This window comes from Bacillus sp. AY3-1, assembly GCF_008368785.1.
GTDB lineage: Bacteria > Bacillota > Bacilli > Bacillales > Bacillaceae_G > Bacillus_A > Bacillus_A wiedmannii.
Window position 1 is genome coordinate 44,896 of the sequence record NZ_QORZ01000037.1, and the last position, 11,867, is coordinate 56,762.

At 34.7% G+C, this 11,867-nt stretch carries 13 protein-coding genes; 5 read left to right on the forward strand and 8 right to left on the reverse strand.

Features of this window, described 5'->3' with window-relative positions; all coding sequences use genetic code 11:
• Nucleotides 1-4: 4 nt before the first annotated feature.
• A complete protein-coding gene (locus tag DN389_RS27705) occupies nt 5-1,144 on the reverse strand; it encodes an AimR family lysis-lysogeny pheromone receptor (RefSeq protein WP_149237823.1) in 1,140 nt (379 codons plus the stop codon).
• Between the two features lie 493 nt (nt 1,145-1,637).
• Here DN389_RS27705 and DN389_RS27710 point away from each other — a divergent pair, with 493 nt between their 5' ends.
• A complete protein-coding gene (locus DN389_RS27710) occupies nt 1,638-1,991 on the forward strand; it encodes a helix-turn-helix domain-containing protein (protein ID WP_149237824.1) in 354 nt (117 codons plus the stop codon).
• Between the two features lie 67 nt (nt 1,992-2,058).
• Here DN389_RS27710 and DN389_RS27715 read toward each other — a convergent pair whose 3' ends face one another.
• Both DN389_RS27715 and DN389_RS29020 read right to left on the reverse strand, forming a co-directional pair.
• On the reverse strand, nt 2,059-2,520 hold the full coding sequence (locus tag DN389_RS27715; RefSeq protein WP_149237825.1) for a DUF4429 domain-containing protein: 462 nt from the start codon (nt 2,518-2,520) through the stop codon (nt 2,059-2,061).
• A gap of 140 nt (nt 2,521-2,660) precedes the next feature.
• Nucleotides 2,661-2,786 carry a hypothetical protein gene (locus tag DN389_RS29020; RefSeq protein WP_255451165.1) on the reverse strand — a complete coding sequence of 42 codons (126 nt, stop codon included), beginning with the start codon at nt 2,784-2,786 and terminating at the stop codon, nt 2,661-2,663.
• Between the two features lie 162 nt (nt 2,787-2,948).
• Between DN389_RS29020 and DN389_RS27720 the strand changes: the two genes are divergently transcribed.
• Nucleotides 2,949-4,094, forward strand: a complete 1,146-nt coding sequence (locus DN389_RS27720; RefSeq protein WP_149237826.1) for a tyrosine-type recombinase/integrase — start codon at nt 2,949-2,951, stop codon at nt 4,092-4,094.
• 122 nt (nt 4,095-4,216) lie between these two features.
• On the opposite strand, the gene glnA is transcribed toward DN389_RS27720, so the two are convergent.
• From glnA to hflX, 4 genes are all read right to left on the reverse strand, one after another.
• The gene (gene glnA, locus DN389_RS27725) at nt 4,217-5,551 is read right to left on the reverse strand and encodes a type I glutamate--ammonia ligase (protein ID WP_000135338.1); all 1,335 of its coding nucleotides are present in this window, start codon (nt 5,549-5,551) and stop codon (nt 4,217-4,219) included.
• A 48-nt stretch (nt 5,552-5,599) separates the two neighbouring features.
• The gene (glnR, locus tag DN389_RS27730; protein ID WP_000656785.1) at nt 5,600-5,989 is read right to left on the reverse strand and encodes a transcriptional repressor GlnR; all 390 of its coding nucleotides are present in this window, start codon (nt 5,987-5,989) and stop codon (nt 5,600-5,602) included.
• A gap of 174 nt (nt 5,990-6,163) precedes the next feature.
• A complete protein-coding gene (locus DN389_RS27735; protein WP_087982013.1) occupies nt 6,164-7,435 on the reverse strand; it encodes a methionine gamma-lyase family protein in 1,272 nt (423 codons plus the stop codon).
• On the reverse strand, nt 7,428-8,702 hold the full coding sequence (gene hflX, locus DN389_RS27740; RefSeq protein ID WP_142310519.1) for a GTPase HflX: 1,275 nt from the start codon (nt 8,700-8,702) through the stop codon (nt 7,428-7,430). Before hflX ends, DN389_RS27735 begins: the two co-directional genes overlap by 8 nt.
• Before the next feature lie 92 nt (nt 8,703-8,794).
• Here hflX and DN389_RS27745 point away from each other — a divergent pair, with 92 nt between their 5' ends.
• Together DN389_RS27745 and DN389_RS28615 are read left to right on the forward strand one after the other, a co-directional pair.
• Nucleotides 8,795-9,418 carry a trimeric intracellular cation channel family protein gene (locus DN389_RS27745; protein WP_000312271.1) on the forward strand — a complete coding sequence of 208 codons (624 nt, stop codon included), beginning with the start codon at nt 8,795-8,797 and terminating at the stop codon, nt 9,416-9,418.
• Nucleotides 9,419-9,517: 99 nt separating this feature from the next.
• On the forward strand, nt 9,518-9,655 hold the full coding sequence (locus tag DN389_RS28615) for a hypothetical protein (protein ID WP_000181498.1): 138 nt from the start codon (nt 9,518-9,520) through the stop codon (nt 9,653-9,655).
• Nucleotides 9,656-9,685: 30 nt separating this feature from the next.
• Here the strand turns inward: DN389_RS28615 and spoVK are convergent, their stop codons facing one another.
• Nucleotides 9,686-10,642, reverse strand: coding sequence for a stage V sporulation protein K (gene spoVK, locus DN389_RS27750; protein WP_000438186.1), 957 nt, complete (start codon nt 10,640-10,642; stop codon nt 9,686-9,688).
• Between the two features lie 265 nt (nt 10,643-10,907).
• Here spoVK and DN389_RS27755 point away from each other — a divergent pair.
• Nucleotides 10,908-11,867, forward strand: a 960-nt coding sequence (locus tag DN389_RS27755; protein WP_088064237.1) for a tyrosine-type recombinase/integrase, incomplete at its 3' end; no start/stop codon positions are given.

Genomic DNA, 11,867 nt, shown 5'->3' on the forward strand with positions numbered 1-11,867 from the left:
TATATCATTTTAAAGCCATTTTAGGTAGGAAAATATAGAAAAAATCCCCTGTTTTTTCAAAATCTGCTATGGATTCTTCGAAAAATTTTCCATCTCCTGTAGCAAGACCTTTATAGTACTTTTGGAAAGGGGAAAGACCACCATTTTTCTTTTCTAACTCATCTAAAATAAATACAGCCTCTTTCTTCTTACCTATTTTTGTGTATAGATGTGCTTTTTCAGCTAAACTTGATGGTTTTATTTTTTCAAGATTCTTTTCATGAACTATATTTAGAAAATCAAGTGTGTTTTTTATGAACCCTTTACGATTAAGAAGTTTCTTATTAGTTATGATCGGAAGAGTAGCGAAAGATTGTTCTAAAAAATAGTATGACTTCTCATAATCCATCATATACGTCTCAGCTAATGTACAATAAGCTAATGATTTCATACAATCATAAGGGTTTGTTTCATCATTTATAATTTCTAAACACAATTCCCTTGAAGTCTCTAAATCATTTCCTCTTTGTGCACTCATCGACTCCATTTCTTTTATTCGTAAGGAATATGATTTTTTAATGGTATCTTTACTAACGTCATTAATTAATGGTTTTAATTGATTTGTATATTGTGAAACCATTCGATAATCACCGAAGTTAAGTTGAGCATATATAAACGCAAAACCAGATAATATTTTAGCTTCGTTGTTAGACGTTTTGAATGAATTTCTCATCTTTTCTGTCTCTACAAAAAAATCATCATTAGATATCCTTCCAGATAGGCGAAGAGCGAGTAAATCATAAATGGCTGCTATTTTCTTATTTATTCTTGCGTTTTTCGTAGTTTTATCTGAATTCATTATTCTAGCGGTTAACTGTTTTTGTAGGCCGTATTCCCCGTACATATTCAAAACTTCCATTGCTACCCGTTCATTAACTGGTGTTAATTGTTCAAACATCTTTTTTATGCATTCTCTTCTAAAGTTAATATTATTAGGCTTATGTAGCCTCAAAGATTCTACAAAGTGCATAAAATCAAACTCGCTAGTTTCCTTAAAATAACTGTTTACAGTTGTGTGACTAACATCAAATCGTTTAGCTAACTTACGATTGGTGTAGCCATTACTATTTAAATCCTCATGCATGTTACTTAATAAACTCTGCATTATTTGTCCTCCTTGTGGACAAAAAGACACGTTATACCCATTTTTTAACTTTTGAGGAAAACGCGTCACTACATTCAAAAGATGTGTTATAATTTATGTAAGACTTGCAGTAAGTGTTTTCCCTACCCAGATTAGGGAAAGCGGTGTAAGAGTGTTAGCGCACTACTTGCACACGCTGTGAGTCTTTTTTGCGTCCTTTTATTTTATTATTTTCATAATATCACATTTTTTCCAAATTTCAGTCACTTAGTTATCAGATAATTGTTGAGAAAGTTAAAAATCAATATAATACAACATTCCTCTATAATGACTAAGGCTATTACTTATATATCTGTAATGCTTATGTACACATTTTACCATTAATTAAGCAAGAAAAGAACACCTGTTCTTGTTTTCGTTTCAAATAAATCAAACTAAACAATCCGAATTGAACAATATGATTGTTTTACAATCAATTATAGTATGTTAAATCTTTAAATACTATACTCGAATTATGAAAGCATTAGAAGTATTCTCACAAAATTTAAAAAAGCTTAGAAAGTCTAGAGATTTAACACAAGAACAACTCGGTTTAAAACTTAATCTGAGTCGAAATCAGATTAATAATTATGAAAATGCAATGTTTGAACCGAGTATGGAAACGCTTCTACAAATCAGCTCCTTCTTCAACGTACCGTTAGACACTCTTTTCAGCGGCTACGATCAAACAAAAGATAGGTTATTAGAGAATGCTCTCCATGAAGTTCAATTAACGTATGGAGCGTTAGAAGAACATCAAAGAGAGCGATTTTGCAAACAACTCATATTTTATTCAAAAGTCTTAGCGGAGACTGATGAGTTGTTATGATTTGATTTTAGAAGAAATCATTTCCATTTTCAAATTGTAAAATAAAAAGCACTCATCAGAGTGCTTTTTAAATACCTAATAATTGCTTTTTCTTTTCCTGAAACTCTTCTTCAGTAATAATACCTTGGTCTAACAATTCTTTATACTTCAATATCTCATCCGCTCCACTTATAGTTGCTGCAACTTGCGACTTACCTTTATTAGATAAGAAACCTTCAATGTATTCTTTAATTTCATCAGCCATTTTTTGTTCTTTTTTTACAAACATAACTGTATTTTCATCTTGAGTTGCTGCAAACACACCTTTTTTACTTTCTTGACTTCCCATGAAAATGAATTGTATATAACCACTTGTAAATCCAGCCTTTTTGACTTGAATTCCTGTTAGGTTATTAATATCAATGGTTTTTTCGCCGTCCAAACCATGATTCATAAAGTTAACAAAACCTTTTCTCTTTATACGGATAAAGTTTCCGTCAATAGTAATAACAGATTTCCCAGAACCTTTAAATTCAAACGTTTTATTCATACTTTCATCCCCTATAAAAATATATATTATTTCATTAACATTATAACCCATTCCCTAAAATTTGGTTTTATGAATAGTGATATATATCCAAAATACTGATTTTATTAATAAAAAGGACACTTTAAAAGTGTCTCTTTTTGTTATATCCCAGTGCCAGGATCAAATAACTTTTGTTTACCCATTCCACCACCTGGTCCATATACAGATGACCATCCTCCTGGATCAGCTGTTTCGTGACCACCGGGGTCACCAATAAAACTCTTCATCTTTCCATTCCCCTTTCTGATTCTGAATACAAAATCATTTTAGCACGTACGTTCTATATATGTAAGTTTTTTTTTACAGTAATTAGGTTAACATGCTATTATTCAATTACAATTAATGTACAAGCTGTATGTTAACTGTAATTTATTATAAGGAGGATTATTATGGCTAGCTTTAGAAAAGTGAGCAACGGTTGGCAATATAGAATTAAATTCAAAGACCCCTATACTCACCAGTACAAAGAAAAAACTAAACGTGGCTTTAAAACAAAAAAAGAAGCCCAAATTGCGGCTGCTGAAGAAGAGCAAAGGATATTGAATGGTTTTGAAATCGAAAATGTCCCAACATCTTTAAAGTACTTTTTAGAAGATTGGCTTAAATTGTACAAAGAAAATACTGTAAGAAAAAACACGTTCATCCTACACAAAAGAAACGTTGAAAAACACATCATCCCGTATTTTAAAAATATAAATCTAAAAGATTTGAAACCGATGATGTATCAAAACTTTATTAATCATCTTACTGATCAAGGATACAGTAAGGGAACTGTAAAGATAATTCACCGAACTATGAATAATGCAATGTGTAAGGCTGTTAGTTTAAAAAAGATTGGAACAAACCCTTGTAATGATGTTGTAATTTCAAATAAAAACCAAAAAAAAGAGGAAGGTCTCAAGTATATGCGTACAGAAGACATTCCACGATTCTTAAAAGCATCTTATCAATATAATTACATCTATTATATCTTTTTTAAGACACTTATCAATACTGGAATGCGAAAAGGTGAGGCTGCCGCTCTTCAATGGAGTGACATCGATTTTAAAGAACAAACAATAAATATTACAAAAACATTAGATTTCCATGCTAAGATGGGTGAAGAATTATTTGGTGATACAAAAACGTTTTCATCCAGAAGAACAATTATGATTCCAGCTCCACTTGCTAAGGATTTGTTAAATCATAAGAAATGGCAAAATGAAAATAAATTAGTATTACAAGAAAGTTATAAACATGATTTAGATTTAATCTTCACCAGAACAGATGGTAATTTCTTACCGAAATCAACTTTATTCAACGCCTTTTCAAGAATTTTAAAAAAGGTTAACATACCTAGTCTTGATATCCATTCTTTAAGACATACACATGCTGTTTTATTATTAGAATCAGGCGCTAACTTAAAATATATACAAGAACGATTAGGTCATAAAAGTATCGAAATGACATCCAATGTCTATTCACATATTAGTGATAAAATCAATAAAGACTCTATTTCTGAATTTGAAAAGTATATGAGTAATGTTTTAGAGTAGAATTTTTTTTGGTATTTTTCGTGGCTGTTTTGTGGCTGTTTTTCATTTCGCAACCACATAACGTTGTAATTAGAGGTAAATAAAAAACCCTTGATACCAGTTGTATCAAGGGTTTGAGCCTCTTAGTATAGAGACATATATTGATCGCGTTCCCATTGGTGAACTTGCGTGCGGAAGATGTCCCACTCAATCTCTTTTGCTTCGATGAAGTGCTCAAGTAAATGTTCTCCTAGTGCACCGCATACTACTTCATTAGATTGTAATGTAACTAATGCTTGCGCTAATGTTGCTGGTAAGTCAACGATACCTGCTTCTTCGCGCTCTTCTTTTGTCATTACATAGATGTTACGGTCTACTGCAGCTGGTGGAGTTAATTTGTTTTTAATTCCATCAAGACCTGCTGCTAATAATGTAGCCATTACTAAATATGGGTTTGCAGCTGGGTCAACACTACGTACTTCTACGCGTGTACTAATACCACGAGATGCAGGGATACGTACTAATGGGCTACGGTTTTGTGCAGACCATGCTACGTAACAAGGAGCTTCGTATCCAGGTACTAAACGCTTGTAAGAGTTTACAGTTGGATTTGCTACCGCTGTAAATGCTGGTGCGTGTTTTAAAATACCTGCGATGAAGTGACGAGCATCATCACTTAATTGTAAGTCACCGTTTTGATCGAAGAATACGTTCTCACCATTTTTGAATAGTGATAAGTTACAGTGCATACCTGAACCGTTCACACCATATAATGGTTTTGGCATAAATGTTGCGTGTAAACCGTGTTTACGAGCAATTGTTTTTACAACAAGTTTGAATGTTTGAATGTCATCACATGAGCGAATTGCATTTGCATATTTAAAGTCAATTTCATGTTGCCCTGGAGCAACCTCATGGTGAGACGCTTCAATTTCAAAGCCCATTTCTTCAAGTTCAAGCACGATATCACGACGACAGTTTTCCCCTAGATCCATCGGCGCAAGGTCGAAGTATCCACCGTTATCGTTTAATTCTAATGTTGGATTTCCTTTTTCATCTACTTTAAATAGGAAGAATTCTGGCTCTGGTCCAAGATTGAAATCTGAGAATCCCAATGCTTCCATTTCTTTTAATACACGCTTTAAGTTGTTACGTGGATCGCCATCAAATGGAGTGCCATCTGCATTGTAAATATCACAGATTAATCGAGCTACTTTTCCTTTTTCAGCTGTCCAAGGGAAAATTACCCAAGTATCTAAATCTGGATATAAGTACATATCAGATTCTTCAATACGTACGAAACCTTCAATAGAAGATCCATCAAACATCATTTTGTTATCAAGAGCTTTTGTTAATTGGCTCACTGGAATTTCTACGTTTTTAATTACTCCTAAAAGGTCCGTAAATTGTAAGCGGATATACTTTACATTCTCTTCTTTCGCCAAACGGAAAATATCTTCTCTTGTGTACCTAGCCATTATAAATTCCTCCTTAGTCCCTCTAAACACCTTCAGAATCAGTTATCTTTAGTGAAAAAACCTTGAAATGTCACCTTGTCGCAATGAAGTCCGATTAAATCTACCTGTATGTTGTAGTTCATCTCGAAGTATTTTGCGAAGCTCAGTTTTTGAAATTTCTTTCGTTTCTTCTTTTACTTTCACTGTTTCTGTTTGATTTACTTTCATTAGTAACACTTGTTTAATACCAGCCATATTCAAGCCTTGATCTAATAAATCTTTAATCTCTAACAACTTATCTACATCGTTAAATGAAAATAATCTACGATTCCCCTTTGTACGGGTTGGAGAAACAAGATTATGCTCTTCATAGTAGCGAATTTGACGTGCAGATAATTGTGTTAAATCCATAACAATACCAATAGGAAACAGCGGGGCAGAACGTCTATCTTCTTTCATTGTTTCAGTTCCTCCTTCGCCTTAACTGCTTCTCATTTTATACCATGTTATGTTTAGTGTCAATAGATGTTAGCTTTTCTTACATGGTTTTTTATAAATTTTTTCATTCTTTTTTCTAATGAGATTAATCATTACTTTCACACGAAAAAAGCTGTCGAAATCGACAGCTTCCCCTTAAGAAATTGTTAATAATTCTTTTTCAATTAACGCATCAATTGCAGAACAAATCGCAATCTTCACATGTGAATAAGTTAACCCACCTTGCACGTAAGCAACATAAGGCGGACGAATTGGACCATCAGCTGACAATTCAATACTTGCACCTTGAATAAACGTTCCCGCAGCCATAATTACATCATCTTCATAACCCGGCATATAGTTGGCATATGGAGTGAAGTGAGAATTAATTGGAGATGCATATTGAATCGCTTGGCAGAATGCAATCATACGCTCTTTATCATCAAATTGAACAGACTGAATTAAATCTGTTCTTGGTGCATTCCATGCTGGTGATGTATTCATTCCTAACTTCTCTAAAAATGCAGCTGTAAAAATCGCACCTTTTAGCGCTTGTCCCGCTACATGCGGCGCTAAGAAGAAACCTTGATACATTTCTTGCAGACTGTATAAAGATGCCCCTGCTTCCGCACCGATTCCCGGAGATGTTAAACGATATGCACACGCTTCAACATACTGTTCTTTACCAACAATGTAACCACCAGTTTTAACAATTCCACCACCAGGGTTTTTAATAAGCGAACCTGCCATTAAATCTGCACCTACATGACATGGCTCTTGCTCTTCAATAAACTCACCATAACAGTTATCTACAAACACAACAACATCAGGTTTAATTTCTTTAACGAATGCTATCATCTCTTTAATTTGAGAAATAGTAAACGATGGACGAGTAGCATAACCTTTTGAGCGCTGAATCCCAATCATCTTCGTATTACTATGAATTGCAGTCGCAACAGCTCCAAAATCAACAAGCCCCTCTTCAGTAAGCGGAACTGCATTATAACCAATATTATATTCTTTAAATGAACCTACACCTTTTCCGCGTACACCAACGATTTCTTCTAATGTATCATACGGTTTGCCAGTGATGTACAATAACTCATCTCCCGGACGTAAAACACCGAATAACGCTGTAGAAATAGCATGAGTACCTGAAATAATTTGCGGACGAACAAGACCAGCTTCCGCTCCAAATACATCCGCATACACTTTTTCTAACGTATCACGGCCAATATCATCATAACCGTAACCTGTCGTCGGAATAAAATGCGAGTCACTAATTTTATGTTTACGGAAACTTTCTAACACTCGAAACTGATTGCTTTCAATTACTTCATCCGCGCGTTTATGTACTTCTGTAATCTGGCTCTCTACTTCTTTTACGATTGGAGCAATTTTTTCTCCATTTTTCAAACGATCAAACATTTTTATTTTCTCCTTCTTCCACTAAAAATCTCTTTAATTGCACATTAAGCGATGAATGAGCAAAAATATACCCCACGCAATTATATACAAATTTATCTTCCAGAAACTCCATCTTTATTAATAGCGTCTCCGTCTTTAATAGCGTTAACAACTTACCTTCACTCGGTGGAATTTCCACTTGATAACGATTCATTTCTTCCTTCATTTTCGTTTCTATCGCTTCTTTTATATGCAATAAATCACTTTGTTCAAAGGCACTAGTCATTAAGAAGTCACTTTTCGGAAACGGAATAAAGTTTTGATGTAATTCATCTTTTTTATTATATAACGTAATAATAGGAATATGATTAATTTCAAGTTCTGACAATAATTGTTTTACTGTTTTCTCATGCCCTACATAATTAGGATCCGCTGAATCAACTACATGTAAAATAACATCCGCTTCACCAGCTTCTTCTAATGTCGAACGAAAAGCAGCAATTAATGACGTAGGTAAATCTTGTATAAAGCCCACCGTATCAGTTAGTAATACTGTATAACCTGAAGGTAACTGCATCTTCCTTGTCGTCGGGTCTAGCGTTGCAAACAACAAGTTTTCTTCAAACGTATCTGCTTCCGTCAATCTATTAAACAGTGTAGATTTTCCCGCATTCGTATACCCTATTAATGAAACTTGAAATACTTTATTATCTTTTCTTCTCTCACGATATCTTTTTCGATGCTCCACAACAACTGCAAGTTGTTTCTTTATTTCATCAACGCGTGATCGAATATGACGACGATCCGTCTCAAGTTTCGTCTCACCCGGCCCTCTCGTTCCAATACCACCACCAAGACGTGATAAAGACAATCCTTGCCCCATAAGACGTGGCATTGTATATTGCAACTGAGCTAATTCTACTTGAAGCTTACCCTCCCTCGACTTCGCACGTTGCGCAAAAATATCTAATATTAGTTGCGTTCGATCAATTACCCTCGCATCTAATACTGAGGATAAATTCCGAATTTGACTCGGCGTTAATTCGTTATTAAATACGATAACATCCGGTTCTAATTCTTCCGTTAACATTGTAAGCTCTTCTAATTTACCTTTACCTATATAAGTCGCCGGATGAAACTTCGGTCGTTTTTGCGTTGTAGACACTAACAATTCTGCTCGTGCAGTCTTCGCTAGCGATGCAAGCTCTTTCATGGAATGCATAAACTTTTCATCATCATCTTGTGGCAATTGACAGCCTACTAATATGACTTTTTCTTTTTCTTCCATCAAATATGTTCACTCATCCTTTTCGAAATTTAAACCTTCTAATATAATAGCAGAGGAAGCACATTTCATCTAGTTAGCGGGGGAGAAAATTCATGGCATGGGAGATTTTTAGCATCATAGGCACAATCGCTTTCGCACTAAGCGGAGCCATTGTTGCAATGGAAGAGGATTATGATATTTTCGGGGTGTATATTTTAGGAATGGCAACCGCATTTGGGGGAGGTGCCCTTCGTAATTTATTAATCGGTTATCCGATTGTCGCGTTTTGGCAACAAGACATGTTATTCCAAATCGCACTACTATCAATGACGATTATTTTTCTTTTTCCTAATAAATTAATTAGACATTGGAAAAAGTGGGAAAATATCACTGATGCTATCGGCTTATCAGCATTCGCCGTACAAGGAGCATTATACGCTCAAAAATTAAATTTACCAATTAGCGCTACAATCGTAGCAGCTGTTTTAACTGGTATTGGCGGTGGTATCATCCGCGATCTTTTAGCCCGCAGAAAACCTCTCGTCCTTCGAGCTGAAGTATATGCCTTTTGGACGATTCTAGCAGGTTTCTTAATCGGTGCTCAAATTATTGTTAGCGATTGGGCTCTATATACCTTATTCATTTTAATTGTTTGCTTCCGCATGGTTTCTATTCATTACAAATGGCATTTACCGCATAGACGTATCGATACAAAAGAACGTTCAGTGCATAAATAGCAATCCAACCTCTTTACAGATCGTAAAGAGGTTTTTCTTTTCTAACGAGTTTTTCTTTACATAATGTTTATACTAATCCTCAAAGCGAGGTGAACACAAATGACAAACCACGTTAATAAAGGTGCTCAAAAAAGCTCAGTAGGTCAAATTGGACACGATTCTAATTCTGCACACGAAAAAAGCGCTAAAATGGAACGCTTCCATAAATCTTATCAAGAAAAAGCAAAAAAAGAGTAGCAGCACTTATACAAAAAACAGACGCACAGTTTACGTACTGTGCGTCTCCTCTTCAAGCATCAAATCACAACTTGATATCCCAATTAAATCATATTTATCATACGTATCCTCTTGCAACAACCGCATAGCCTGTGTACGAATCGATTTTTCAACAATATTCCGTACATATCTTCCATTACTAAACGATGTAATTTGCGATGAGTACTTTACAGCATGTAAATGATCTCTAAATTTCCATTCAGCCTCTTTCGATAACTGGTATTCACGTTCTTCATACATCCTCTTCCCAATTTCCAACAGTTGATTTACTGAGTAATCAGAAAATTCGATTATAAACGGAAAACGTGATTGCAGTCCTGGATTTAATGAAAGAAAGTGATTCATCTCTCTTGAATAACCGGCTAAAATCAATACAAAACCGTGTTGTTTATCTTCCATATGTTTTACGAGCGTATCAATTGCTTCTTTCCCAAAATCTTTTTCTCCCCCTCGGGCTAATGAATACGCCTCATCAATAAACAAAATACCTCCCATTGCTTTTTTTATTAAATCTCTTGTTTTCTGAGCTGTATGACCGATGTACTCTCCTACAAGATCAGCTCGTTCAGCTTCAACTAAGTGCCCTTTTGATAGAATATTCATCTCAAACAACAATTTCCCTATCATTCTAGCAACAGTTGTCTTCCCTGTACCTGGATTCCCTTTAAACAACATATGGAGTACTTGCTTCTCAGATTTCAACCCTATTTCTTGTCTTTTTTTATTCACATAAATCCAAGCATATATTTCTTTTATTATCTTTTTTATATCATCCATCCCAACAAGCTTTCCCATCTCTTCTTCAATTCTTTGCAACATCTCATGTTTCGTAGTAGTTTCACTTGAAATCACTGTTTTATTTTCTGCGGCCGGTAAAGAAATTTTCTTTCGATGATTTAACACAATGTTAATTTGATTATTATTTTTCTTTCGCATCGATTGTTCCATACAATCACCTCATTTTATCCCGCTATTTGCGAGCAGTAAGACTCCCACCTCAAAATTCAGCAAATATTAGGAAGTTAGGCGGCAGATAATTGCCCGTAAATGCCCGATTGGTGCAGGCTAATGATCAGCGATGGATTAACAAAATCCCACTGATTAAAATTTCGCTTTATCCACTCACCAAATATTATTATTCCTGTCTCCCTTGCAAATGACTATTTTCAGAAAAGTTTGCTATAATATAAGAAATAATGAAGGTGGTGGGACTATGGAGACAACGGAATTCCATGATACAATACAAGCCTTTTCTATTTTTTTATTGAATAAAGGCCGAAAACCTTCAACCATTAAACGTTATGTTTATGACATTGAAGATTTCGGACATTGGTTAAAAAAAAACAAAAAGCTCCCTTCCAGTAATATATGGGCTACACTTTGTACAAAAGACTATGAAGATTATTTTTTCGACTTAAAAAAGAATCGACATTACTCAGAGAAAACGATGCACCGTGTATTTATTGTATTAAATAGAATGCATCACTTTCTAAACATCCCTAATCCATTAAAGAATATGGAAATTTCTATCCAACCAGACCGCAGGCTTCGCGATGAAGATTTCATTTCATCTGATGAGGAAAAAAGATTAAAACATATAGTCTCTTCATTGGAAGGACTTTCAGAAAAACAACGTCCTGTGCGCCCTTTATTGATAGATCGTAATATCGTTATTTTAAACTTATTAATCGACTATGGATTATCCTTACAGGAACTTACAGCATTAACTCTGCATCACGTCCACTTTGAAACTAACACATTATCTATCCCAGCAACCGCAGGGGTAGAAAGAACAATTACATTAACTAACGAAGACAAAAAACAACTATATGCTTATTACAAAAGCATCCCTGAACCCGTTCGTCCAAAATATCATAGCCATGACCCATTATTTATCGCATTTGATTTTAATCGTGGAACATACAGATGGGTATACGAAAATGATGCACCGAAGGGATTAACAGAAATCGCTATCCAAAAAATGATTCGCCTTGAAGTATCTAGAGCTAATTTACGCAAAGGAATCTCAGGACAACACTTTCGTAACACCTATATTTTAAACTTAATAAAAAAAGAAACTCCGGAGTCAGAAATTATAAAACTAGCTGGATTCAAATCAAAAGTTTCACTAAAACGATATTATCAATACGCAGAAAATAGAAAAAACGCCTTA

Coding starts and splice junctions, on each gene's coding strand:
- DN389_RS27705 (WP_149237823.1), bottom strand. CDS start 1,144: ATGCAGAGTTTATTAAGTAACATGCATGAGGATTTAAATAGTAATGGC.
- DN389_RS27710 (WP_149237824.1), top strand. CDS start 1,638: ATGAAAGCATTAGAAGTATTCTCACAAAATTTAAAAAAGCTTAGAAAG.
- DN389_RS27715 (WP_149237825.1), bottom strand. CDS start 2,520: ATGAATAAAACGTTTGAATTTAAAGGTTCTGGGAAATCTGTTATTACT.
- DN389_RS29020 (WP_255451165.1), bottom strand. CDS start 2,786: ATGAAGAGTTTTATTGGTGACCCCGGTGGTCACGAAACAGCTGATCCA.
- DN389_RS27720 (WP_149237826.1), top strand. CDS start 2,949: ATGGCTAGCTTTAGAAAAGTGAGCAACGGTTGGCAATATAGAATTAAA.
- glnA (WP_000135338.1), bottom strand. CDS start 5,551: ATGGCTAGGTACACAAGAGAAGATATTTTCCGTTTGGCGAAAGAAGAG.
- glnR (WP_000656785.1), bottom strand. CDS start 5,989: ATGAAAGAAGATAGACGTTCTGCCCCGCTGTTTCCTATTGGTATTGTT.
- DN389_RS27735 (WP_087982013.1), bottom strand. CDS start 7,435: ATGTTTGATCGTTTGAAAAATGGAGAAAAAATTGCTCCAATCGTAAAA.
- hflX (WP_142310519.1), bottom strand. CDS start 8,702: ATGGAAGAAAAAGAAAAAGTCATATTAGTAGGCTGTCAATTGCCACAA.
- DN389_RS27745 (WP_000312271.1), top strand. CDS start 8,795: ATGGCATGGGAGATTTTTAGCATCATAGGCACAATCGCTTTCGCACTA.
- DN389_RS28615 (WP_000181498.1), top strand. CDS start 9,518: ATGACAAACCACGTTAATAAAGGTGCTCAAAAAAGCTCAGTAGGTCAA.
- spoVK (WP_000438186.1), bottom strand. CDS start 10,642: ATGGAACAATCGATGCGAAAGAAAAATAATAATCAAATTAACATTGTG.